At 52.1% G+C, this 23,621-nt stretch carries 18 protein-coding genes; 7 read left to right on the top strand and 11 right to left on the bottom strand.

Annotated elements, in window-relative coordinates; all coding sequences use genetic code 11:
• Positions 1–2 precede the first annotated feature (2 nt).
• Positions 3–1,205, bottom strand: coding sequence for an FAD-dependent oxidoreductase (locus tag AC2FC2_RS15820; RefSeq protein ID WP_490659501.1), 1,203 nt, complete (start codon positions 1,203–1,205; stop codon positions 3–5).
• A gap of 153 nt (positions 1,206–1,358) precedes the next feature.
• Between AC2FC2_RS15820 and AC2FC2_RS15825 the strand changes: the two genes are divergently transcribed.
• On the top strand, positions 1,359–2,153 hold the full coding sequence (locus AC2FC2_RS15825) for an AraC family transcriptional regulator (RefSeq protein WP_490659502.1): 795 nt from the start codon (positions 1,359–1,361) through the stop codon (positions 2,151–2,153).
• A gap of 129 nt (positions 2,154–2,282) precedes the next feature.
• On the opposite strand, the gene yfaE is transcribed toward AC2FC2_RS15825, so the two are convergent.
• The 4 genes from yfaE to ubiG form a co-directional block, all read right to left on the bottom strand.
• Positions 2,283–2,543 (bottom strand): class I ribonucleotide reductase maintenance protein YfaE, encoded by a 261-nt coding sequence (yfaE, locus tag AC2FC2_RS15830; RefSeq protein ID WP_209638975.1) that lies wholly within the window; start codon positions 2,541–2,543, stop codon positions 2,283–2,285.
• A 3-nt stretch (positions 2,544–2,546) separates the two neighbouring features.
• The gene (gene nrdB / locus AC2FC2_RS15835; protein ID WP_265555726.1) at positions 2,547–3,677 is read right to left on the bottom strand and encodes a class Ia ribonucleoside-diphosphate reductase subunit beta; all 1,131 of its coding nucleotides are present in this window, start codon (positions 3,675–3,677) and stop codon (positions 2,547–2,549) included.
• 70 nt (positions 3,678–3,747) lie between these two features.
• Entirely contained in the window at positions 3,748–6,036 is a 2,289-nt protein-coding gene (nrdA, locus tag AC2FC2_RS15840; RefSeq protein WP_490659503.1) for a class 1a ribonucleoside-diphosphate reductase subunit alpha, read from the bottom strand.
• Positions 6,037–6,473: 437 nt separating this feature from the next.
• Complete coding sequence (gene ubiG, locus AC2FC2_RS15845) at positions 6,474–7,199, bottom strand: bifunctional 2-polyprenyl-6-hydroxyphenol methylase/3-demethylubiquinol 3-O-methyltransferase UbiG (RefSeq protein ID WP_209638981.1); 726 nt, start codon at positions 7,197–7,199, stop codon at positions 6,474–6,476.
• A 212-nt stretch (positions 7,200–7,411) separates the two neighbouring features.
• Here ubiG and gyrA point away from each other — a divergent pair, with 212 nt between their 5' ends.
• Together gyrA and rcsC are read left to right on the top strand one after the other, a co-directional pair.
• Positions 7,412–10,063, top strand: a complete 2,652-nt coding sequence (gene gyrA / locus AC2FC2_RS15850) for a DNA topoisomerase (ATP-hydrolyzing) subunit A (protein ID WP_209638983.1) — start codon at positions 7,412–7,414, stop codon at positions 10,061–10,063.
• A gap of 159 nt (positions 10,064–10,222) precedes the next feature.
• Entirely contained in the window at positions 10,223–13,093 is a 2,871-nt protein-coding gene (gene rcsC, locus AC2FC2_RS15855; protein ID WP_209638985.1) for a two-component system sensor histidine kinase RcsC, read from the top strand.
• A 53-nt stretch (positions 13,094–13,146) separates the two neighbouring features.
• Here rcsC and rcsB read toward each other — a convergent pair whose 3' ends face one another.
• Genes rcsB through AC2FC2_RS15875 form a run of 4 tightly spaced genes read right to left on the bottom strand, consistent with a single transcriptional unit; the run spans position 13,147 to position 18,128 of the window.
• The gene (gene rcsB / locus AC2FC2_RS15860; protein ID WP_037420903.1) at positions 13,147–13,797 is read right to left on the bottom strand and encodes a response regulator transcription factor RcsB; all 651 of its coding nucleotides are present in this window, start codon (positions 13,795–13,797) and stop codon (positions 13,147–13,149) included.
• Positions 13,790–16,492, bottom strand: a complete 2,703-nt coding sequence (gene rcsD / locus AC2FC2_RS15865) for a phosphotransferase RcsD (protein WP_209638987.1) — start codon at positions 16,490–16,492, stop codon at positions 13,790–13,792. The genes rcsB and rcsD overlap by 8 nt, the downstream gene beginning before the upstream one ends.
• A gap of 21 nt (positions 16,493–16,513) precedes the next feature.
• A complete protein-coding gene (locus AC2FC2_RS15870; protein ID WP_209638989.1) occupies positions 16,514–17,668 on the bottom strand; it encodes an MFS transporter in 1,155 nt (384 codons plus the stop codon).
• A gap of 55 nt (positions 17,669–17,723) precedes the next feature.
• Complete coding sequence (locus tag AC2FC2_RS15875; protein WP_490659504.1) at positions 17,724–18,128, bottom strand: DUF4186 domain-containing protein; 405 nt, start codon at positions 18,126–18,128, stop codon at positions 17,724–17,726.
• A gap of 712 nt (positions 18,129–18,840) precedes the next feature.
• Between AC2FC2_RS15875 and ompC the strand changes: the two genes are divergently transcribed.
• Both ompC and AC2FC2_RS15885 read left to right on the top strand, forming a co-directional pair.
• Positions 18,841–19,971 (top strand): porin OmpC, encoded by a 1,131-nt coding sequence (gene ompC, locus AC2FC2_RS15880; RefSeq protein ID WP_037420895.1) that lies wholly within the window; start codon positions 18,841–18,843, stop codon positions 19,969–19,971.
• A gap of 153 nt (positions 19,972–20,124) precedes the next feature.
• Positions 20,125–20,541: a VOC family protein gene (locus tag AC2FC2_RS15885; RefSeq protein WP_490659505.1), complete on the top strand. Its 417-nt coding sequence runs from the start codon at positions 20,125–20,127 to the stop codon at positions 20,539–20,541.
• On the opposite strand, the gene AC2FC2_RS15890 is transcribed toward AC2FC2_RS15885, so the two are convergent.
• The gene (locus AC2FC2_RS15890; protein ID WP_490659506.1) at positions 20,535–21,113 is read right to left on the bottom strand and encodes a TetR/AcrR family transcriptional regulator; all 579 of its coding nucleotides are present in this window, start codon (positions 21,111–21,113) and stop codon (positions 20,535–20,537) included. The genes AC2FC2_RS15885 and AC2FC2_RS15890 overlap by 7 nt on opposite strands.
• A gap of 112 nt (positions 21,114–21,225) precedes the next feature.
• On the opposite strand from AC2FC2_RS15890, the gene AC2FC2_RS15895 reads away from it, so the two are divergent.
• Entirely contained in the window at positions 21,226–21,693 is a 468-nt protein-coding gene (locus AC2FC2_RS15895) for a nuclear transport factor 2 family protein (protein ID WP_404759235.1), read from the top strand.
• Between the two features lie 6 nt (positions 21,694–21,699).
• On the opposite strand, the gene AC2FC2_RS15900 is transcribed toward AC2FC2_RS15895, so the two are convergent.
• Positions 21,700–22,602, bottom strand: a complete 903-nt coding sequence (locus tag AC2FC2_RS15900; protein WP_490659507.1) for a LysR substrate-binding domain-containing protein — start codon at positions 22,600–22,602, stop codon at positions 21,700–21,702.
• 79 nt (positions 22,603–22,681) lie between these two features.
• Between AC2FC2_RS15900 and blaSPR the strand changes: the two genes are divergently transcribed.
• Entirely contained in the window at positions 22,682–23,578 is an 897-nt protein-coding gene (blaSPR, locus tag AC2FC2_RS15905) for an SPR family subclass B3 metallo-beta-lactamase (protein ID WP_490659508.1), read from the top strand.
• Positions 23,579–23,621 lie beyond the last annotated feature (43 nt).

Here is a 23,621-nt window from a genome sequence, read left to right on the forward strand (position 1 = left end):
TTTTAGGCTGCGGGTACAGTGCCCAATGATAGCCGCGCCGATGCCTGACGCGATAACTGCATAGCGCGTTGCGCACGGTCCCTCATTTCCTGCTCATAGCCCCTCAATGCCGCGATGCCTTGCTGTACGGTCCTGGTGCTGCTCAGGCAATCAGCCAGGTTGGCGGCATCAGCCAGAGCGGTATTTGCCCCCAATCCACCCGCAGGGCTCATGGTATGTATGGCGTCACCCAAAAAACTGACCCGTTCATTGGGCCATTGCGGGATATCCTGTGCGATATAAACGGGGCGGGCGCTTAGCGAAAGAGGGTCGCTTAGTGCCAGTAATGCCCGTAACTGCGTGTCCCAGCCATGGGTGAGCGCGAGTATCCGTTCTTTTAGCTCGATGCCGTTATCGGCTAACGCGCCACCAAGGCGTGATGACGTGCCAATGAAGGCCCAATAAAGATAATTATCTATCGGGCTGAGTCGGCAACGAGGCGCGTATTCTGCCGCTAATTGTGGCATTGAAGCCTGAAATATCATCGGCTCAATCACCAGGGTAAAACCCTCGGCGAAAACCACGGAAACCTTTTGCAGCCAGGCCGACGCGAGTTGGGCTTGCGTTTCTACGGTTATTGGCGTTTTGCCATAGAGCGTGATGGTATCGCTATCCACTGGCTCTGCCTGAGGCAAACACTGTTTGCGCACCACTGAATTTATGCCATCGGCCGCAATCAGCAGATCAACTCGCATCTTTTGCCCTTCTGCCAATTGGAGTTCAATGCCCTGAGACGTTTCCTCAAACGCGCTTAACGCTTGGCCGAAACGCACATGATCTTGCAGGCCATCAAGAAGAATCTCCCTTAGCGTTTGCCGATTAACCGCCAGATCGCCGTTGGGCACTGCCATTTTCACTTTACTCGAGGGGAGCCAATGTTCAGGGCGGCGATGATGCAGTTGGTTGAGGAAAGGATCCAGCAAGCGGCTTTCACCCAGATTTTGTGCGCAAGTCGCGCAGAAAAGTCGGTATTGTTCAGCCGACAGGCATCGGGCAAGTGCCTGTTGGCCTGTGGGATCGACGCGTAGCCGATAACCTTGATTGCGGATCTGCGGTGTGGCATCGCGCTCAATAATCACGACGTCGATACCGGTTTTGCGCAACCCTTGCGCAAGACACAAACCGCCTAGCCCGGCCCCTACAATTCCAATGCTGAATGTTGTCATGACATCTCTCCATATGTGTTCTTTTCTATTGAGGTCGTGAGCGTACTGCCGTGACGCTCTGGAAAGATTTCATTATGCGAGTCATGGCAAAAGCCGATATAACGGCATATGGACTATAAATAGTGATTAATGGCCAATGTGAGGGATGAAAACGTGCAGTATCAACATGACTTCAGCGAGTGGTTGGCGGGGCCATCGTTGATTGCTCTTGGCGGCGATGATGTGCCAGACACGGAGTTCCGGCTCGGCACGCGTGAGTACGACTGGCATCAGCATGCTCGCGGGCAGGTGTTTTGTGTCGAGACGGGGCTGATTCACGTTCAGACTGTACAAGGTTCCTGGGTACTGCCGCCGCAGCGGGCAGGATGGATCCCGCCAGGGACAGTGCATAAAGTGCAAGTTTGCGGTGCTCTGACCGGTTGGAGCCTGCTGATCACGCCAGACGTTTGTACTGATTTGCCATCAGAGCCCTGTGTCATTGGCACCAGCGAACTTCTCAGGGCCTTGGTCAAACGGGCGGTGACGTGGGAAAAACACGACGTGTTGCAACCCGAACAAGAACGGATGGTATCCGTGATGTTTGACGAAATACGCCGTGCACCGGATGAACCCCTCCATTTACCGATGCCGCGGCATCCTCGCCTTACTCGCATTCTGCATGCATTACTGGAAGAACCTGGCAGTGACCGTTCATTAGAGGAGTGGGCAAAATGGGGGGCGATCTCGTCGCGCAGCCTACGGCGGTTAATGATGGCAGAAACCGGGTTAAGTTTTGCACAGTGGCGGCAACAGGCCCGATTATCCTATGCCTTGGCCCGGTTGGCTAACGGTGAGGCCGTCACGCAGATCGCGGAGGCGCTGGGCTACGCGTCGCCGAGTAATTTTATTGCCATGTTTCGCCGTGCTTTTGGCGAGCCGCCCGCACGCTATTTTACGGGACGCCCCTAAAAGGCCTCAATGCGAGTAAGGGCTGGGGTTTTACAAGGATATAGGGATTGAGGCATGTTTGAGACTGTTCGTCTTGGGCATGGTGTGGCAAGGCGGATAATTTAGGTGATTGAAGGTTATTTTTGAAAATCAAATTTCCAGCTCGATGTCCGTCAGCGGCATGCAGCAGCAGGGCAGGATCTCGCCGTCATTGATAAACGCCAGTGGCTGTTGGTGATAGGTCACTTCGCCTTTTACCAATTTCAGGCGGCAGGCGCCGCAATAGCCTGAGCGGCACTGGTATTCCACTTCGACGTTGTGCAATTCCAGGACATCTAGCAGACTGCGTTCATTCTTGGGGCAGGATAGCTGCGTACCTGTGGTACGCAGCGTCACATTGGATGATGACATCGCTTAGAGTTCGAAGTCGCTCAGGTCGTCGGCATGCACTTCCGAGTCGATCTGGCCTACCAAATAGGAACTGACTTCCACTTCCTGCGGCGCAACCTGGACGTTGTCGGAGACTAACCAGGCGTTGATCCACGGGATCGGGTTAGAGCGGGTTGCGAACGGCAGGCCGAGGCCCACTGCCTGCATGCGGATATTGGTGATGTATTCCACATACTGACACAGGATGTCCTTGTTCAGGCCGATCATAGAACCGTCACGGAACAGGTACTCTGCCCACTCTTTTTCCTGCTCTGCCGCCAGCACGAACAGGTCGTAGCACTGCTGTTGACACTCAACGGCGATTTCTGCCATTTCCGGGTCATCTGCACCGGAACGCATCAGGTTCAGCATGTGCTGTGTGCCAGTCAGGTGTAACGCTTCATCACGGGCGATCAGTTTGATGATTTTAGCGTTGCCTTCCATCAGTTCGCGTTCCGCAAAGGCGAATGAACAGGCGAAGCTGACATAGAAGCGGATAGCTTCCAGGGCGTTGACGCTCATCAGGCACAGATAAAGCTGTTTTTTCAGCGCACGCAGGCTGACGGTGACGGTTTTACCGTTGACCTGGTGTGTGCCTTCCCCCAAGAGGTGGTAGTAACCCGTCATCTCGATCAGATCGTCGTAGTAGCCGGAAATGTCTTTCGCGCGCTTGAGGATCTCTTCGTTGGTGACGATATCATCAAACACGATCGCCGGATCGTTGACGATATTACGGATAATATGGGTGTAAGAACGGGAGTGGATGGTCTCGGAGAATGACCAGGTTTCCACCCAGGTTTCCAGTTCCGGGATCGAGATCAGCGGCAACAGCGCCACGTTAGGGCTTCGGCCCTGGATCGAGTCCAGCAGCGTCTGGTATTTCAGGTTGCTGATGAAAATGTGCTTTTCATGATCCGGCAGTGCCTGATAGTCAATACGGTCACGGGAGACGTCAACTTCTTCAGGACGCCAGAAGAAAGACAGTTGCTTCTCAATCAGTTTTTCGAAAATTTCATGTTTTTGCTGATCGAAACGTGCAACGTTAACGGACTGACCGAAAAACATCGGCTCCAGTAACTGATTGTTTTTGTTCTGAGAAAATGTGGTGTAAGCCATAAGCCTGAATCCATTAGTGCCGTGCTGAATTAAGAGGGGCCGGAAGAGTTCCGGCCCGCTGTGTCAAACTTTAGATCTTGCAGGCGCCGCTTTCGCAATCATCATCGCCGTCTTTAGTCGGCAACAAATCTTCCTGGACATCTTCTGCACCGTCGCGGGTGTTCTGATAATACAGCGTCTTGACACCAAACTTGTAGGTGGTGAGCAGGTCTTTCAACAGCTGCTTCATAGGCACCTTGCCGCCCGGGAAACGGGTCGGATCATAGTTGGTGTTGGCAGAAATCGACTGGTCGATAAATTTCTGCATCAGACCGACCAGTTGCAGGTAACCGTCGTTGTTCGGCATTTCCCACAGCAGTTCGTAGTCGTTTTTCAGACGCTCATATTCTGGCACTACCTGGCGCAAAATACCGTCTTTCGACGCTTTGATACTGATGTGGCCACGTGGTGGCTCAATGCCGTTGGTGGCGTTCGAAATCTGCGAAGAGGTTTCCGAAGGCATCAGCGCTGACAGGGTGGAGTTACGCAGACCGGTTTCCACGATCTCTTTACGCAACGTTTCCCAGTCGTAGTGCAGAGGCTCCTGGCAAATGACATCCAAATCTTTCTTGTAGGTGTCGATTGGCAAGATACCCTGCGAATAGGTGGTTTCATTGAACCACGGGCAGGCGCCTTGCTCCTGAGCCAGACGGTTCGATGCCTTCAGCAGGTAATACTGGATAGCTTCGAATGTCTTGTGGGTCAGAGCGTTAGCGCTGCCGTCAGAGTAACGCACGCCGTTCTTCGCCAGGTAGTAAGCATAGTTGATCACGCCAATACCCAAAGTACGGCGGCCCATCGCGCCACGGTGAGCGGCTTTGATTGGGTAGTCCTGGTAGTCCAGCAGGGCGTCCAGCGCACGTACTGCCAGGGTAGCCAACTCTTCCAGATCGTCCAGGCTTTCGATAGCGCCCAGGTTAAAGGCCGACAGCGTACACAGGGCGATTTCGCCGTTTTCGTCGTTGACGTCGTCCAGCGGCTTGGTCGGCAGAGCGATTTCCAGGCACAGGTTAGACTGGCGCACCGGTGCGATCTGCGGATCAAACGGGCTGTGGGTATTGCAGTGGTCGACGTTCTGGATGTAGATACGGCCGGTTGAGGCACGCTCCTGCATCATCAGTGAGAACAGTTCAACCGCTTTCACACGTTTCTGACGAATACTGTCGTCTTGTTCGTACTGGGTGTAAAGACGTTCGAATTCGTCTTGATTGGCGAAGAACGCATCATACAAACCAGGAACATCCGACGGGCTGAACAGGGTGATGTCCTGGCCCTTGATCAGGCGCTGGTACATCAGGCGGTTCAACTGCACGCCATAGTCCATGTGTCGAACGCGGTTGCCTTCAACGCCACGGTTGTTCTTCAGTACCAACAGGCTTTCAACTTCCAGATGCCACATCGGGTAGAACAGGGTGGCTGCGCCACCGCGAACGCCGCCTTGAGAGCAGGATTTTACCGCGGTCTGGAAATGCTTGTAGAAAGGGATACAGCCGGTATGGAAGGCTTCACCACCGCGGATCGGGCTACCCAGCGCGCGGATGCGGCCAGCGTTGATACCGATACCGGCGCGTTGCGAAACATATTTCACAATGGCGCTGGAGGTCGCGTTGATGGAATCCAGGCTGTCACCACACTCGATCAGCACGCAAGAGCTGAACTGGCGGGTTGGGGTACGTACGCCGGACATGATTGGCGTAGGCAATGAAATCTTGAAGGTGGAAATCGCGTCGTAGAAACGTTTGATGTAATCCAGACGGGTTTCACGCGGATAGTTGGAGAACAGGCAAGCTGCCACCAGGATATACAAGAACTGCGCGCTCTCGTAGATCTCACCGCTGACGCGGTTCTGCACCAGGTATTTCCCTTCCAGCTGCTTAACGGCCGCGTAGGAGAAATTCATATCACGCCAGTGATCGATAAAGGAGTCCATCTGCTCGAACTCTTCAGAGCTGTAGTCTTCCAGCAGATGCTTATCGTACTTGCCCATTTCTACCATGCGCGCTACGTGATCGAGCAGCTTTGGCGGCTCAAATTGGCCGTAAGCTTTTTTGCGCAGGTGGAAGATAGCCAGGCGTGCTGCCAAATACTGGTAGTCCGGCGCATCGCGCGAGATCAGATCGGCTGCAGCTTTGATGATGGTTTCATGAATATCAGCAGTTTTGATGCCGTCATAAAACTGAATGTGGGAACGCAACTCTACTTGAGAAACCGAGACGTTATTTAACCCTTCCGCGGCCCAGTCGATGACGCGGTGGATTTTGTCGAGGTTGATGCGCTCTTTACGGCCATCGCGTTTAGTTACAAGCAGACTTTGGTTCATGTGGTGTTTTACCTGTCCGTATGGTGCCCCTAAGCAGAAGTGTAGTAGCTCTGCTCAGTATGTAAACACTATATATAGGGGGTGTATGTCGGTGAGGTAACAAGATAGTGAGAAAACAGGGCGTTTGCAAGTGAACAAAAGTGGGCTAATTTGTGGATAACTTGGGGGTGAAATGTGACTTGTCTTTGGAAGTGCGCGCTGTGACTGGCGCGACAAGCTTGTCAATAAGTGGGATAAGAATTTCCCTATAATCAGAAAAACGTGATCGTTTGCCGCTTTATTAAACGTTAGAAAAAAACGGCATATTGATCTGATTTAATATTCTTAAAAACTGTTTACAACGGTGATTTTGATCGAAAGCGGATAAATTAGGTATTTATCTTACTGTTAGCTGCGCACCGGAGCTGGCAAGCCAGTCCCGGCGCGGGACGGATGACTCAGCCTTCGTGCTGAGTATGTACCATATAGTTCACATCAACGTTACGACCCAGTTTGAAATGGTCGGTAATCGGATTGTAATGCAGACCAATCATGTGTTTTTCGCGTAGCGGTGTGCCATCAACCCAGCCGATCAGTTCAGAAGGGCGAATGAACTTCTTGTGATCGTGTGTACCCTGCGGCACCATTTTCAAGATGTATTCTGCACCAACCACCGCCATCAGCCAGGCTTTGGTGTTGCGGTTGATGGTGGAGAAGAACACGTGGCCGCCCGGTTTCACCAGGTGAGCACAGGCGCGTACCACGGAGGCCGGATCGGGGACGTGTTCCAGCATTTCCATGCAGGTGATGACATCATACTGTTGCGGGTTGGCCTGCGCATGGCTCTCTACCGTTTCCTGTATGTAATTCACGGCCATGCCGCTTTCCAACGCGTGCAGCCGAGCGACCTGCAGTGGTTCAGCACCCATGTCCAACCCGGTGACCAGAGCGCCTTCACGTGCCATGCTTTCCGCTAAGATGCCGCCGCCACAGCCCACGTCGAGCACTTTTTTGTCAAAAATGCCGCCGGCACGCTGCAGGATGTAGTTCAGGCGCAACGGGTTGATACGGTGCAGCGGTTTGAATTCACCTTCCAAATCCCACCAGCGTGAGGCAACGGCCTCGAACTTGGCGATTTCATGATGGTCTACGTTTTGCGCTTGGCTGGATGATTCTGCATTCATGGGCGTATTTGGCTCCTGGTTCTCGTTGCGCGGATTATACATGTTCCGGCGCAGCGCCGTCTGCGCCGATGCATTTTTACCGCACATATATGCACAATTTCAGTTAAAGAGCGGCGGTTATTTTCCCGTAAAGCGTGCTTTGTGATATAGTTTTACACCTTTGCCACTATGGCAGCGGGCAGATGAATCATTAGTAGAGGGATAGCAGCTCCATGAGCGACCTTGCCAGAGAAATCACACCGGTAAACATCGAAGACGAGTTGAAAAACTCGTATCTGGACTACGCGATGTCCGTCATTGTCGGACGTGCGCTGCCAGATGTTCGTGATGGACTGAAGCCGGTGCATCGCCGCGTACTGTACGCGATGAATGTACTGGGTAACGACTGGAATAAACCATACAAGAAATCGGCCCGTGTCGTCGGGGACGTGATCGGTAAATATCACCCTCACGGTGACAGCGCGGTTTACGACACCATCGTGCGTTTGGCCCAACCGTTCTCGCTGCGCTATATGCTGGTGGACGGTCAGGGTAACTTCGGTTCCGTCGACGGCGACTCCGCTGCGGCGATGCGTTATACCGAAGTGCGCATGTCCAAAATTGCTCACGAACTGCTGGCGGATCTGGAAAAAGAAACCGTCGATTTTGTGCCTAACTATGATGGCACCGAACAGATCCCAGCGGTCATGCCAACCAAGATCCCGAACCTGCTGGTCAACGGCTCGTCCGGTATCGCTGTGGGCATGGCGACCAATATTCCGCCACATAACCTGTCAGAGGTTATCAACGGGTGTTTGGCGTATATCGATGATGAAAACATCAGCATCGAAGGCCTGATGGAGCACATCCCAGGGCCAGACTTCCCGACGGCAGCGATCATCAACGGCCGTCGCGGTATCGAAGAGGCCTATCGCACTGGGCGTGGTAAAGTTTACGTCCGCGCACGCGCTGAAGTAGAAGCCGACGCCAAAACGGGTCGCGAAACCATCATTGTTCACGAGATCCCGTATCAGGTGAACAAGGCGCGTCTGATCGAAAAGATCGCCGAACTGGTCAAAGAAAAACGCGTTGAAGGCATTAGCGCGCTGCGTGACGAGTCTGACAAAGACGGTATGCGTATCGTCATTGAAGTCAAACGCGATGCGGTCGGTGAAGTGGTGCTGAACAACCTGTACTCGCTGACTCAGCTGCAGGTGACCTTCGGTATCAACATGGTGGCATTGCATCAGGGGCAGCCAAAACTGCTGAACCTGAAGGATATTTTGCAGGCGTTTGTTCGCCACCGCCGTGAAGTGGTTACCCGCCGTACCATCTTTGAACTGCGTAAAGCGCGCGATCGTGCCCATATCCTGGAAGCGTTAGCCATTGCGCTGGCGAATATCGATCCGATTATTGAAATGATCCGTCGTGCGCCAACCCCTGCGGAAGCCAAAGTTGCGCTGGTTGCTCAAGCGTGGGAGCTTGGCAACGTGAGCGCCATGCTGGAACGCGCCGGTGACAATGCTGCTCGCCCTGAGTGGCTGGAGCCGGAGTTCGGTATCCGTGACGGTAAGTACTACCTGACCGAGCAGCAAGCCCAGGCGATTTTGGATCTGCGTCTGCAGAAACTGACCGGTCTGGAGCATGAAAAGCTGCTGGACGAATATAAAGAGCTGCTGACGGCGATTGCTGAGCTGATCTTTATTCTGGAAAACCCAGACCGTCTGATGGAAGTGATCCGCGAAGAGCTGATTGCAATCAAAGAGCTGTATAACGACGGTCGCCGTACTGAAATTACCGCCAACACTTCAGATATCAATATCGAAGACCTGATCAACCAGGAAGACGTGGTCGTTACGCTGTCGCACCAAGGCTATGTGAAGTATCAGCCGTTGAGTGACTATGAAGCGCAACGCCGTGGCGGTAAAGGCAAGTCAGCTGCACGTATCAAAGAAGAAGACTTTATCGATCGCCTGTTGGTTGCCAACACCCACGATACGATCCTGTGCTTCTCCAGCCGTGGCCGTTTGTACTGGATGAAGGTGTACCAACTGCCTGAAGCCAGCCGTGGTGCGCGCGGGCGTCCAATCGTCAACTTGTTGCCGCTGGAAGCCAATGAGCGTATCACCGCTATCCTACCTGTACGCGAGTACGAAGAAGGGCGTCACGTGTTTATGGCGACGGCCAGCGGCACAGTGAAGAAAACCGCCTTGACCGAGTTTAGCCGCCCACGCAGTGCCGGCATCATCGCCGTTAACCTCAATGAGGGTGACGAGTTGATTGGTGTTGACCTGACCGACGGCAGCAACGAAGTCATGCTGTTCTCTGCCAATGGTAAAGTGGTTCGCTTCCCAGAAACGCAGGTGCGTTCGATGGGCCGTACTGCTACCGGTGTTCGCGGTATCAATCTGGGTGAAGGCGACAGCGTTATTTCCCTGATTGTGCCACGCGGTGAAGGCGATATCCTGACCGTCACCCAGAACGGCTACGGGAAACGTACAGCCGTGACCGAATATCCGACCAAGTCACGCGCCACCCAAGGGGTTATCTCCATTAAGGTGAGCGAGCGTAATGGTCAGGTTGTGGGTGCGGTGCAGGTTGAAACGACCGATCAGATCATGATGATCACCGATGCCGGTACGCTGGTACGTACTCGCGTATCTGAAGTCAGCGTGGTGGGTCGTAACACCCAAGGTGTTACGCTGATCCGTACTGCTGAAGACGAGAACGTCGTCGGTCTGCAGCGCGTTGCCGAACCGGTGGAAGACGAAGAGCTCGACAGCTTGGAGCCGGGTGCGGAAGGCGCAGAAGAAGACGCAGCGCCGCTGGACGAAGGCGATGATGATTCTGACGCGGTAGACAATGCGGATGATGATAACGCCTAAGTTGTAGGGGGCGTGTCTCCCCTGTTGCATTGGTATGAAGGGCCTGGCAGCGATGCTAGGCCCTTTTTCAGTTATATGGTTTAATTACCAAACCCAAACCAGAGATACCGTCTCTGATATGAATTCGCTGGTCGCCACTTACTTCTGTATGGTATCCGATTGAAATATTTAGCCTCTTTTCGCACCACGTTAAAAATATCCCGCTATCTGTTCCGGGTACTGGCGATTATGTTGTGGTCGTTGGGAGCGTTGCTCACCACCTTCTATATCCTGAATATCCTGCACCAGAAAGAGTCTGACATCCGCCAAGACTATAATTTGAATTTTGATCAGGCGCAGGGATATATCCGTCATTCTGCCGATATCATTCGTGATATTAAGTACATGGCAGAAAATCGTCTCAATGGTTCGGTCAATAGTCTGGACATGTTCAGCGGCATCTTCCCCGGCAAGAGCAGCGCCCCGGAGTTTTTCCCGTTGTATCCTGAGTCCAACTGTTCACTTAACACCACATACCGCAGTTCGCTTACGTCGCTGAGCGGGCTGATTCAATACTGGAAAGAGAATTTTGTCGCAGCCTATGACCTCAATAGGGTGTTCTTCATCGGCGGCGACAGCCTGTGCATGGCGGAGTTTGGTGGCAGCAGCGGTGTCGCCAACCGGGCAGACGCGCTCAAAACCCTGCATGAGCGAATCCTCAAATACCGTAACGCCAAAAACCAGGACAAAGACAATAATCTGTACTGGATAAGCCCAAGCCAACAGCGGCCGGATGTCGGCTATTTGTATGTGCTGACCCCAATTTATATTGGCAACAAGCTCGAGGCGTTGCTGGGCATTGAGCAGACGATACGTTTAGAAGACTTCGTCACCGCTGGCAACTTGCCGATTGCGGTGACTCTGCTCGATGAGAATAACGATCCGATATTGCGGCTGGCAGATGGCGAGCGCGATGTGCAAGCGTCCAGCAGCTACCCGGACGAGCAAGCCTACTTTGGCTATGTGGATAATTACCGCGATCTCATCATGAAAAAGGCGCTGCCACCGTCATCGCTCAGCATTGTGTATTCCGTGCCGGTGAAGACCGTGGTTGAGCGTTTCAAGATGCTGATACTCAATGCGATATTGCTTAATTTGCTGTCCGCTATTGTGCTGTTCACGCTGGCCTGGCTATTTGAGCGGAAAATGTTTTTGCCAGCGGAGGACAATGCGTTCCGGTTGGAAGAGCATGAGCAGTTTAACCGCAAAATTGTTGCTTCGGCGCCGGTGGGGATTTGTATTTTACGTATCAGCGATGGCACGAACATTCTGAGTAACGAGCTGGCGCATAACTACATCAATTTACTCACTCATGAAGACCGCGATCGCATTACACGCATCATTTGCGAACAGCAGGCAAATTTTGTCGATGTGATGACCAGTAATAACAATAACCTGCAAATCAGCTTTGTTCATTCCCGCTACCGCAACGAGGATGTGGCGATCTGTGTGTTGGTCGACGTCAGCGCCCGCGTGAAAATGGAAGAGTCGCTGCAGGAGATGGCGGCGGCGGCTGAGCAGGCCAGCCAGTCGAAGTCGATGTTCCTGGCGACGGTGAGTCACGAACTGCGCACCCCCTTGTACGGTATCATCGGCAACCTCGATTTGTTGCAAACCAAGGAACTGCCGCAGGGCGTCGATCGGTTGGTCAATGCGATGAACAACTCCTCGGGACTGCTGCTGAAGATTATCAGTGATATTCTCGACTTCTCCAAAATTGAGTCCGAACAGCTGAAAATTGAGCCACGCGAGTTTTCCTGCCTGGAAGTGATCACCCATATTGCCGGCAACTATTTGCCGCTGGTGGTGAAGAAACGTCTGGGCTTGTACTGCTTTATCGAACAAAACGTGCCGGAACGTATTTCAGGCGATCCGGTACGGTTGCAGCAGGTCTTATCTAACTTGTTGAACAACGCCATTAAGTTTACCGATACCGGCTGTATCATCTTGCAGGTCTGCACGCGCGGCAGTTATCTGGAGTTCAGCGTTCGCGATACCGGCGTCGGCATTCCTGAGAAAGAAATCACCCGCTTGTTCGATCCGTTCTTCCAGGTGGGGACTGGCGTTCAGCGTCATTTCCAGGGGACTGGGCTGGGGCTGGCGATTTGTGAAAAGCTGATTAACATGATGGACGGTGACATTGCTGTTGAATCCGAACCGGGATTGGGCAGCATGTTTACTATCCGCATCCCCCTGTTTAATGCACTGTTCCCGATCCCGCAGGCCAGTGACACCTGGCAGGGGAGAACACTGTGGCTGGATATCCGCAATCAACGGCTAGAAAGCTATCTGATGGCGATCCTGGGCGGTTATGGCGCTACGATGTTACGCTATCAGGGGGAGAATACTGCCGCGAGTGATGTGATGCTCAGTGACCATCCACTGATGATCGGTACGCCGCTGCTGGCGCAAATCCAATTCTCTATTGAGCATATTGGTCCGTCGCAGGAGACCCGGCCGGGTTACTGGATGCACAGTACTTCGACGCCGCGTGAAACCATCGCATTGCTTAACCGGCTATTTGGTACTCTTGATGAAAGTGGCAATACTCTGATGCAATTACCTTTGCCGGTTAAGGCCAGCAAGGTAGACAACGGCGATATTCATTTGCTGGTGGTGGATGACCATCCTATTAACCGCCGGTTGTTGTCCGATCAGTTGAGCTCGCTGGGTTACCAAGTGGTGACGGCGAATGATGGTGTCGATGCATTAGATGTGCTGAATCACAATAGGGTCGATATTGTGCTGACCGACGTTAACATGCCGAACATGGATGGGTATCTCCTGACTCAGCGTTTGCGTCAATTGCACTTTACCTCACCGGTGATCGGCGTGACGGCGAATGCGTTGGCGGAAGAGAAACAGCGTTGTATCGAGGCAGGGATGGACAACTGCCTGTCAAAACCGGTGACGTTAGAAACGTTAGAACAAACGCTGGCATATTACAGTCAGCAGGTACGTCGTCTGCGCGCTGAGCGGGAAGAGAAATAAAAAGCAAAAGGGCGCAGCATGATGCCGCGCCCTTTGAGCACCACCGGACGGTTTTAGTCTTTGTCCAACGGTGCCATGCTGACAGAAGAGAGGTAGTTGAGCAGCGCGATATCGTTCTCTACACCCAGCTTCATCATGGCCGATTTTTTCTGGCTACTGATGGTTTTAATGCTGCGATTGAGCTTCTTGGCGATCTCAGTCACCAGGAAACCTTCGGCGAACAGGCGCAGTACTTCGCTCTCTTTCGGTGACAGACGCTTATCACCGTAACCACTGGCGCTGATCCTCTCCAACAGTTTGGAGACGCTTTCCGGCGTGAACTTTTTGCCTTTCTGCAATGCGGCCAGCGCTTTCGGCAGGTCAGTGGGTGCACCTTGCTTCAACACGATGCCTTCAATATCCAGATCCAACACGGCACTCAGAATTGCCGGGTTGTTGTTCATAGTCAGAACGATGATCGACAATTGCGGATAATGGCGTTTGATGTATTTGATCAGCGTAATGCCATCGCCATACTTATCACCAGGCATCGAAAGATCGGTGATCAGGACGTTAGCGTCCAGTTTGGACAGATTGTTGATCAGTGCTGTTGAGTCTTCAAACTCCCCAACGACATTCACCCATTCAATTTGCTCAAGTGACTTCCGGATGCCAAACAGTACGATAGGATGGTCATCAGCAATAATTACGTTCAGGTTATTCATGTTGTTGGCTACCTTGCTGCAGCAGTCTACTGACGAAAAAATCAATCTGACTGATGTTATTCTCGATCTTGAGCGCATCACCGTCTGCGATGTGCTGTTCTAACGATTCACACAGTTGCTTACCGGGAAGCAGATTTAACATGGCAAACACGCCTTTTAGGCGATGTGCGGTCTGTGACAGAGCATTGAAATCACTGCTGCCCGCCTCAGTATACAGTTTTTTGACATCGTCGGGTACTGTATCGACAAACAGGCCATAGTAATCACTTGATTTCAATTGTTTTTCATAGAGTTGGATGTCATTTGCGGTCAGCGAAAGCGCACTTTCCTGCTGTTCCAGAGCGGCCATTTGCTGCTCAATCAGCATGAGAACGGCGTCGATCATTGCACCACTCAGGTTATAGTTTACTCGAATGTACCGTTTTTCAAGCTGTTGCCACCCGGCCTCATCGCTGGTCAGCAGCAAGGTATAATCGTCAGCCCGCTGTGGGTTATCCGTCAGTAGCACGTCGTAATCGCGATTAATCTGTCGTTCATCGGTTACGATGCAGCTTGCACCATAGGCATGCAGCAGGTGAGTGACAATGCCGCGGACTTCCTCAGAAGTAATGTCCAGCAGCGCCGTTACGCCATCGAGCAGTTTTTCCTGTGCTTCCGCGTCTTTTTTCTCCATCTCCATCGGCACACGGATGGTATAGCGCGTGCCGATATCCACCTTGCTGCGTATATCCAACTGCCCATTAAGCTTTTTGCACAGTTGGTTGCACAGGAAGAATGTGAGGCCGGAGCCATGATTAAAGCGATCCACCAACGTCTGGCTAAGGAACGGGTAGTTCAGATTGCTGATTTCCTCATTGGAAATTCCAGAGCCGGTGTCGTTAATATGGAACACCAGGCGATCGGGGTGTTCGGGTTCATGATCGACCACCAGCGAAATCTTGCCGCAGGACGTGGTGATAATGGCGTAATGCACCAACAGAGAGAGCACTTTGCGTAGCGCGTTGGCGTCACCCACATAGTGCTGCTCAACATCGAGTTGGAAATGGTTAAACAGCGTCAGCCCTTTTTGATTGATGGACGGCAGGGCTTCACGCAGTAATTCATCAATCAAGACAGACGGACTGAAAGGATGGCGCGAAGGCTGCCAATCCTGGGTTTCCAGGCGGGTGAGCAGGGTGATATTTTCAATCAGGCCCAGCACCGATGAAGACTGTGCCGTCAGCTGTTTCAGCAGTGCTTGCTGCTGTTCTTCATCGGGTTGGGTGCGCAGGCGGTCGGCCAGGTCGTGCATTTGGCGCACCGGCTGATTCAGCTCAATACCCAGATTATGCAACATCAGTTTACGCGCCTGCACGTTCTTGTCGTATTCGCGCTGTGCTTGCTGCAGGCGCTTGTTCACCATCACTTCTTTGTCCTGATCATTGAGCAGGAACAGATACGTTTCCGGCGACAGCTGGCTGCGGAAGATACGAATCTCATACACCTCGTTGTTGACTGTCGCCTGGATAACGCCGTGGTGCTGTTCGGCCATATGGGCAATTTTTTGCAGGCTGAGGTGAGGTAGCAGGTGCTGGGCAATCTTATTACTGGCAATGACGGTGTTACTGGTGAAGTTATACACCAGCAGGCCTGAAGGTAAACTGGCGATGATTTCCTGATTCAGTGCGCGCTCGGTTTCCAGCTCCACGGCCATATTTTCGCTCGGGCGAATGTATTGGCGACGAATAAAGTAAATGCCCACCATCGACAGCGCCAACAGCAACAGGTTGATGGCGATCAACCAGATATTGTTGCGCAGCAGATCAATGGCGAGGTTGATCGCGGAGACGCGATAAACCACTTTCAGCGGTGCATTGGGCAGTGGGGCACTGAACTCGACCCAGTTGCCGGTCATTGAGACACCGGCATTGGTCGCGGTATCTCCCGAAACAGCGCTGTCATCCAGAGTCATATCATCAGGCAGCAGCATAAAGTTGGCGCGTGCCATATTGATAGGAATGATGTCATTAATCGGCAGATCAAAGGCGATCACCGTGGCCAGATGCCCCGGTTGGTTAAAGGTGGTGCGGATTGAAAATGAATAAGCGTTTTGGAAGCGCTGCTTACGCAGTGCAGAAAAGCTTTCACGTTCATCGAGCATGTTGGCTTGCTGCAGCATCTCGGCCCGGCGATCCTCCGCCGAGGTCGTCAGGTAACTTTCTTTGAAGCGTGAGGCCAGTTCTTTTAGCGGTTGAGTGGTGATCAAACTCAGGCTGTTGTCTTGGCCATTGAGATAATACATGGCGTAATTTTCGGTCTTGGCTCCCCAGCGGGTATCCAGATAATCTGAAATGTTGGCGATCATCGCCAAGGTGCCTTCGTCATGGCTGCCGAAAATTATCGCATCCGTTTTCTTATGCGGTTTTTCCAGGTAATAAACGTCCGGACGCAGTCGAGTTTCCTGCAGGCTGGGATCTACGTTTAAAGAGGGGGCATTGCCGAACTTGTCGTAAATTTGATAGGTGATGTAACGGTAACTATCAATACGTTTTTGCAGGGCGTTGGCGATGCTATTCAGTGCATACTTTTTTTCTGCCACCCAGGCATTGGTATAGTTGTAGCCGTACAGGCCGATAGCAATCGTCAGCAGTACAGCAAATAACAGGAAGCAGCGGGTGATATTGCTTGAGCTAATCGTCAGTTGTTTATTTTGCATAGTTGACTGCGTATTCCTGAATCAACGGGTTACGGCTCTGGCGCTGGCGGTGACCGCCAGAAGTAATACTGCAACGCAGGCAAAAGCCGCTGTCAGACTCGAGAATTGTGCGATGAATCCGATCAGTGCAGGCCCCGCGAGAATACCGGCATAACCCACGGTGGTGACGGAGGCAATGGCCAGGTTTGCGGGCATATCGTGCTGATTGCCAGCGGCACTGAACAAAATCGGCACCACATTAGAGGCTCCCAGGCCGACCAACATAAACCCCATCAACGAAATGATGGCATTATTGAAGATAATGGCCAGACTGAGGCCAATCGCGGCGCACAGGCTGCCGAGCAGCAACACTTTGTATCGACCCAGCGTGTTCACCACCCGATCGCCATTCAGCCTGCCGATGGTCATGGTGATAGAGAATAATGCATAGCCTAGCCCTGCCTGACTGTGATCGACACCCCGCAAGGTGGTGAGGAACAGAGCACTCCAGTCGAGCATCGAACCTTCGGCGAGGAACATAATAAAGCACAGAATACCGATAAACATAACCCAACCGCGTGGCAGCACGAACATTGGGCCGCCTTCTTCGCCGCCGCTTTCACGCAGTAAATTGCGGCTGGCGAGCATCAATAACGCGGCGATGGTTAATACGGTGATCCACGTTGCGACTAAGGGCGATAATCCTAGCCATAGCATCACGCTGACTCCACCGGCACCGGCAATGCCACCCACACTGAAAAAACCGTGGAAACCCGACATCATCGCTTTGCCACTGGCGCGTTCGACCACCACGGCTTGCACGTTCATCGCCACATCAATCATGCCGATTGCCGCACCAAACAGTAGCAGGGCAAGCGCCATACCTGTCGTGGTATTCATCAGCACCAGCAGGGGTAAATCAATACACAATGCCAGACCGGCCAGCAAAATGACCGGGCGACACCCCAGCTTACCTGTCAGATAGCCGGTCAATGGCATTGCCAACATCGAACCGGCACCAATGCACAACAGCAGCAACCCCAGAGAACCGTCATCTATACCGATGCGCGCTTTGGCAAATGGCACAAGCGGTGCCCAAGCGGCCATGCCGAAGCCGGCGACAAAAAAGGCCAACCGCGTGGCTATCTGCGCCGGAACGCCAGGTTTTTGCTGTTCATTGCACAAGGTGGATGTCATGTGGGCATCAGGATCTATTGTGGGAGTATGGGCTGAAAGTTATGGAGTGTTTTTATCACAATCCGCGATCCGGGTCGAAAGGATTTGCGCTGTCATCGGCTTTTACGCTGGCTCTGCGTTCCAACCACAAAGCAATGACGGCCACAATATAGTGCTTTTGCTGTTCGTCCAGGGCTTGGCCTGGTGGAATATTATGCCATTTGGCCAGACAGCCGCGACAACAGGTGGCCGTGGCGTGCTGCGCGACAAACACCGGATGCCCGCGCATTGGCGTTTGTTTGCCGTCGTTTTTTGGAAACGGCGCGGCAAGTCGTCGCTCGATAAAGTCTCGAGCGTGGCTGAGGATCAGCGGCAGACCTTTGATTTCAAAATAGAGTTGGTCTTTGGCGTTAAGACGGAACTTGGCGCGGAAAGGGGAGCTCTGTAGCCGACGCCATAGTGCTTCGGGTTGCAATAGCATAGGTCATTTTCTTTTGGGTATTTATTGCAGACTATCAAAATAGACACTGTGCGGCCAATGTTGCCGTCTTAAACTGTTCTATACCCCAATGGATAGCTATTTAATCAATACAACGCTTTCCAAATTAATGCGCTTAATATGTAGACGATAATAGAAGAAAAGATTAGCGATTAGTGCGGAAGTTAATTGGCGGGATGATATCTGTAGGTGATTATTTTTTAGCGAAAAGTGCGCTTAACGGCACAATGTGGCGAAAATGTGAGGAAATAAAAAACCGGCCAGAAGCCGGTCGAAGTGTTCAGAAATTATCTTAAAGATAATGAAGGTAATAATGAAAATAATGATGATAGCGGGATTATTATAACGGCAGTGTTCAGAGGCGCTTTTGGCACAATGTGCTTATTGGGTGTGACTTTTGTATGCCAGTCTGTTTTTTCTTAAAGTTTTGTATAACTGCATGATTTTATATCTATAAGTGTATTTTTTGGCATTGTGTGCCTTATTTTGTTTGTCTGTAATGTTTTGTGAAAGTTCGCTCAGGTTTACATTTGGAAACCTTTATTAATCACAATGAAACACTATCGGATACTTGGTATCATTTTCTTTCTGGATTAATATTACCCTTGTTACCAGAATGGTAATGCACAGTCGTGCTAATAATGCTCAAAAGAGCAGTGGCCATAGCTCGACATAATTAACGAGGATAATAACAATGAAACTTCGAGTACTCTCTCTGATAGTACCCGCTCTGCTGGTTGCAGGCACAGCAGGCGCGGCGGAAATCTACAACAAAGACGGTAATAAACTGGATTTGTACGGTAAAATCGATGGTCTTCACTATTTCTCCGATAACAGTGGCTCCGATGGTGATATGTCTTATATGCGTTTCGGCCTGCGCGGCGAAACACAAATCAGCGATCAACTGACCGGCTATGGCCAGTGGGAATATCAGGCAAACCTTAACCACGCGGAAAGCCAGGATAACAAAAACTTTACCCGTTACGGTTTTGCCGGTCTGAAGTTTGGTGACTACGGTTCATTCGATTACGGTCGTAATACCGGCGTGCTGTATGACGTAGCTGCTTATACCGACTTGCAGCCTGAGTTTGATGGGTCTACGTACGGCGCTGACCAGTTCATGTTCCAGCGTTCCAGCGGTTTGGCAACTTACCGTAACACCGACTTCTTCGGTCTGGTGGACGGCCTGAACTTTGCCCTGCAGTACCAAGGTAAAAACGGCAGCGGTGAAGAGTCTAACAATGGCCGTGATGTGCTGGGTCAAAACGGCGACGGCTACGGCATGTCGGTGAACTACGATCTGGGCTATGGCATTAGCGCCGCAGGTGCTTTCTTCAACTCTAAACGTACCACTCAGCAGAACGGCGGTGACGGTTATAGCGGCATCATGGGCCGTGGCGATCGCGCTGAAGGTTATTCAGGTGGTCTGAAATATGACGCGAACGACACCTACCTGGCCGTGATGTTCACTCAATCCTACAACGCTGCCCGCTTCGGTTCTTCAAGCAGCGATGCCTATGGCTATGCCAACAAGGCACAAAGCTTCGAAGCCTATGCACACTACCAGTTTGATTTCGGCCTGCGTCCATTTGTTGGTTATAACCAAACCAAGGGTAAAAACCTGGGTCTGGCAGCTAACGGAAAGGATTATGGCGACGAAGATCTGGTCAAATTTGTGGACTTGGGTACCAGCTACTTCTTCAACAAAAACATGTCCACCTATGTTGACTACAAAATCAACCTGCTGGACGAGAATGACTTCACCAAAGCTGCCGGTATCAACACCGACAACGTGGTTGCCGTGGGCCTGGTTTACCAGTTCTAAGCAACAGAGTGTGAATGTGACCACGCGGCCTTCGGGCCGCGTTTTTTTTGCCTGTGATTTGGCACGAATTGACATAACTGCGGCACGGATTGCCATTTTGACGTTCTACCGTTTACCTACACTTCCTTCATCTAGATAAATCAGGAGGTTAGTATGGAACTCAATATTGAGCGGGTGATTGAAACGGTGTTGTATGTCAAAGATATCGAGCGCGCTGCCGCTTTCTATCAGCAAATATTAACGTTGCCGGTTATGGTCGCCAACGCACGTTTCCGCGCCTACAACGTGGGCCAGCAAAGCGTGTTGCTGTTGTTTATTGAAGGGGATTCGGTAAAGGGGGCGCATTATCCTGAAGGGTATATTCCCCCACATGATGGCAATGGACCGCTGCATATTGGACTTGCGGTGACGAAAGAGCAGTTGCCGCATTGGGAGCAACACCTAACGGCGCATGGCATAGAGATAGAAGGGCGCATGAGTTGGGAGCACGGTGGAGAAAGTATCTATTTCCGTGATCCCGACAATCATCTGTTGGAGCTGGTTACGCCGGGTATCTGGGCCAACTACTGAGTGTTCCAGGCTGCGGCTAGCGCCTTCAACATTTCACCCAGCAGCTGCAGTGCATGTTGTGCCTGCTGCTCAATCTGAACTTTAACGATCGCGCCATCAATCAACATCGCCAGCATCTCTGCCCGTTGTTCCCGTTCTGGGCCAGCGGGGAGATGGCGGGCAATCTCTTCAGACATCTGTTTCTTGTGCCGGTGCGCGATGTTCAGGCTTTCAGGCAGCATATCAGCCAGTTCGACCGCCGTATTGATAAATGCACAGCCGCGATACTGTGGATCGTTAAACCACTCTTCAAAACAGGGCACTAAAGCGAGGAGAACATCCCCACGTTGCGCGACATGTTTCTCTAGCGATGCGCTGAACCAAGTTAGCCATTGCGCATGGCGATAAGCCAGGAACGCCTCAATCAGCTCATTCTTGCTAGGGAAGTGACGATAAAACGTGACCTTGGCCACGCCTGACTCGCTAATAATGCGATCGATACCTGTCGCACGTATTCCTTCACGGTAAAACAAATCATGGGCTGTCAGCAGAATACGCTGGCGCGGCGGTAGAGTGTTGCTGACAACAGACATCAAACATCTCCAGAAATATTGGTCACAGTGATTGTAGACAAGTCTGTCTACATGCGCTAGCTTATTTGTGTAGACAGACTTGTCTACATTATTAAAACCCAAGAGGTGAGTGATGAGCATTAAACCCCCGTTACCCCCGTTTACCCGTGAGTCGGCAATTGAGAAAGTCCGTTTGGCTGAAGATGCCTGGAACAGCCGCGATCCTGAACGGGTTTCGCAGGTCTATTCTGTCGACACCCACTGGCGCAACCGGGCTGAGTTCGTTGATGGCCGGGACGCCGTGTGTGCATTCTTACAACGGAAATGGGCGAAAGAGTTGGAGTATCGGTTAATTAAAGAGCTTTGGGCATTTGATGAGGCGCGTATTGCGGTCCGTTTTGCTTATGAATGGCGTGATGACTCCGGTAACTGGTACCGCAGTTTTGGCAACGAGAACTGGGAGTTTAATCCAGAAGGCTTGATGATTAACCGACATGCCTGCATCAACGATATGCCTATCCGCGAGCAGGATCGCAAATTCCACTGGCCGCTTGGCCGTCGTCCAGATGATATTGCGGCCCTGAGCGAGTTTGGCTTCTGATCCTTGTTACTGATAGTAGGGCCGTAGTTCTGTATGAAGAGTGGATATAAGCCTTTTTTTCCACTCTATTTCACCCTGGCGATAATGCGAGAACAGATGGCCCACTGCCAGATTGTCCTGAATGGGGAGGGTTCGCAGTCCCTGTTTATCCGGTTGGGCACTGAACCAAGGTTGTGGAACGACAGCCATTAAAGGGGCCGTCCGCAGCACTGGGGGTAATTGAGCATAATCGGCGCAGCTGAGCTGAATTCTACGCTGCAGCCCCTGCCGTTTTAGCTGGCGGTCCAGCTCATTTTCTTCTTGTGGCCACGGGTGGCAGTAATAGTGCGCATAGTCCGCTAATTCGCTGAATCTCAACCCACTCTTGTGCTGTAACGCCTGATGCAAAGGCGGCCCGAATACCGCCACCAGACGCGTACTGCCAATAAGTTCATACCGTAGTGCGCTGGTGCGTTGTTGATGATCGCCGACCGCGATGACCATATCGATACTGCCTTCCAGCAGTTCGTTGCGCCATGAACGGCGCTCAAAATTCTGGCAGCGGATAGCTGCATTGGCGAGCGTACTTTTCTGCGCTAAAAGCGGCAGTAAAATCGGGTACAGTGCGGGCGGGGCGACCAACGTGAAGTGTCGTGGCGTGTCCTGCACATGGCCGAACAGTTCATTGTCCAGTGAAGAGAAGAGCGGCGTCAGCTTTTCTTTCAGCGACAGGGCAAACAGGGTTGGTACTTGAGTGTGGCCCTCTCTGCGGAATAACGGTTCATCCAGCACTTCGCGCAGGCGGGCTAACGCGTGGCTGACCGCTGAGGTGCTGATACCCAGCTTATCTGCCGTTTTTTGGCTGGAGCCCGTGATGGTCAAAAGATAGAGCACTTTCAGCAGGTTCATGTCCATTTGTAGGATATTCATTAATGGCCTTATAAATTGAATACGCCTCAATATTGCTCTGAGTATACTTCAGCCCCGTTTACCTCCATAGAATTGGAATATGAAAAAGAACTTGGGTTATTTGGCCACCATGACTGTCACGTTGTGTTTCAACGTGCAGGCACAACTCAATCCTGCACAGCCGCTTTCCAGCGCACCGCCGTATACCTTGTTTGACGAGTGGGCGCAGCCGGTGGCGCCATTTCAAATGTTCCCGCATGTTTATTACGTCGGTACCCGCAATCTTTCGTCCGTATTGTTGAGTACCCCTGAAGGGCTGATTTTGATCGACGCTGCATTAGATGCCAGTGCGCCTACGATAAGGGCGCACATTGAGGCGCTGGGTTTCGACATTAAGGATCTACGCTATATCCTCAACAGCCATGCGCGCCTTGATCAGGCGGGGGGCATCGCGCGGTTGAAGGCATGGAGTGGGGCGAAAGTGGTTGCCAGTGCCGCAAATGCCAAACAGCTGGCGCTGGGAGGAAAACACGATTTTGCTCTCGGCGATGCGTTGAGCTTCCCCCCCGTGAAGGCCGATATCATCGTCGGTGACGGCGACAGCATTACATTGGGCGGTTTGACGTTAACAGCCTTGATGACGCCAGGCCATCTGCCAGGGGCGACCTCGTGGTTGGCCACGCTGCGGCAAGGGGAGAAAAACTACCGGCTGGTGTATGCCGACAGCCTGGCAACGCCGGATTACTATTTGATCGACAATAAAAATTACCCCGACCTGGTGCAGGATATCCGCTGTAGCTTTGCCCGGCTTGCCAAACAGCAGGCGGATATTTTTATCGCCAATAAGGGAACGCGTTTCGATCTGGAAAATAAAATGGCACGTCTGCGGGCCGGTGATTTGGACGCTTTCGTCGACAGTCAGGGGTTGCAACGCTATGTGAAAGAATCACAAAAAGCCTTTGAGGCGCAGTTGCAAAAACAACAAAAGGAAATGTAAATCCTGCAGTTGAGGGGGCCGTGACGCCAGGACGATAAGGGCG

The organism is Serratia sp. CoH_122_TC_1 (assembly GCF_058191755.1).